Raw genomic sequence first — 1,305 nt, 5'->3', positions numbered from 1 at the left:
TATTTATTTAAATTTAATAAATAAATAATTTTAAATTTAATTCCGTTCTATAAAAATTAAACAGTTAATTTAGCGCGACCTTTTCTTCTTCTTTGAGAAAGTACGCGACAACCGCCAACAGTTGACATTCTAGATCTAAATCCGTGTGTTTTAATTCTTTTTATTTTACTAGGTTGATAAGTTCTTTTCATAAAAAATTATAAAACCTCTCATTTTGTTTAAAGGAATTTTTTAACTAAATAAAATTTCTTTTACTTTTTGATCATCTAATTTTTGAATAAATAAAGTTAAAAGTTCAATTGTATATTCAATATCTTTTTTATTAATAACAGAAGTATGAGAATGAATATAACGAGTTGGAATACTAATTACTACAGAAGCTGCTCCTTCGTTTTGTAAATGCATAGCTGAAGCATCTGTTTCACCGCCTGTAGGTTTCGGTTCTTGAAAAGGAATATTATTTTCGATAGCTGTTTGAATTAATGATTCTCTTAATTCTTTATGAGCGATCAAACCATAATCATAATAAGAAATTTGTGGTCCTTTGCCTAAAACTCGATTGCTTGCGTTTAAATCCCCTGGAGAATCGTCTGCAACGCCTGTATCTACTGCTATAGCCACTACAGGTTTGATTTTATTGGCACTTGTTGTAGCTCCTCTTAATCCTACTTCTTCTTGAACTGTAAAAGTTCCATAAAATTGATTAGGATTATTTTTTAATTTTTCAAGTACTTGCATAACTACTAAAGCGCCTACACGATTATCAAGAGCTTTCGCTACTATAAAATCTTGATTAGCTAAAAGTTCGAATTCACTATAAGGAGTGATCATATCTCCAATTTTAACACCTAATTTTTCAGCTTCTTCTTTGTTGTAAACACCTAAATCTAAAAATAAAGTTTTCATTTCAGGAATTTTACTTCTTTCTGAAAAAGGTAAAATGTGAGGAGGTTTAGCACCTGTAATCGCTGTTATAACGCTTTTTTTAGTGTGGATTTTCCATTTTTGAGCTAACATAACTCCTGTATACCAACCGCCTAAAGGTTGAAATTTAACGAAACCTTCTTTAGTAATTTCAGTTACCATTAAACCAATTTCGTCTACGTGACCAGCTAACATAATTTTAGGACCATTTAAACCTTTAGAAGCTATTAAACTACCTAAATTATCATGTTCGATTTTATCTGATATTTTTTCAACATTTTCTTTGATATATTTATTCACTTGTTTTTCTTGGCCTGAAACGCCATCTAACATAGTTAAATCTTTTAATTTTTTTAATAAATCTGACATAAAATAATGAAA

At 29.1% G+C, this 1,305-nt stretch carries 2 protein-coding genes; both read right to left on the bottom strand.

Going from position 1 to position 1,305, the window contains the following annotated elements; all coding sequences use genetic code 11:
- Nucleotides 1–56: 56 nt before the first annotated feature.
- Nucleotides 57–191, bottom strand: a complete 135-nt coding sequence (rpmH, locus tag AB6A63_RS02265; protein WP_370431069.1) for a 50S ribosomal protein L34 — start codon at nucleotides 189–191, stop codon at nucleotides 57–59.
- Between the two features lie 40 nt (nucleotides 192–231).
- Nucleotides 232–1,305: M42 family metallopeptidase (locus AB6A63_RS02260; RefSeq protein ID WP_370431068.1), on the bottom strand; the 1,074-nt coding region annotated here is incomplete at its 5' end.

This window comes from 'Camptotheca acuminata' phytoplasma (genome assembly GCF_041276565.1).
Classification (GTDB): domain Bacteria; phylum Bacillota_I; class Bacilli_A; order Acholeplasmatales; family Acholeplasmataceae; genus Phytoplasma.
The sequence above is the reverse complement of the archived record's forward strand: the minus strand, read 5'-3'. Positions and strand labels throughout refer to the sequence as shown.

What these genes read in the sequence shown, in the direction of transcription:
- rpmH (WP_370431069.1), bottom strand. Translation starts at nt 191, where the DNA reads ATGAAAAGAACTTATCAACCTAGTAAAATAAAAAGAATTAAAACACAC.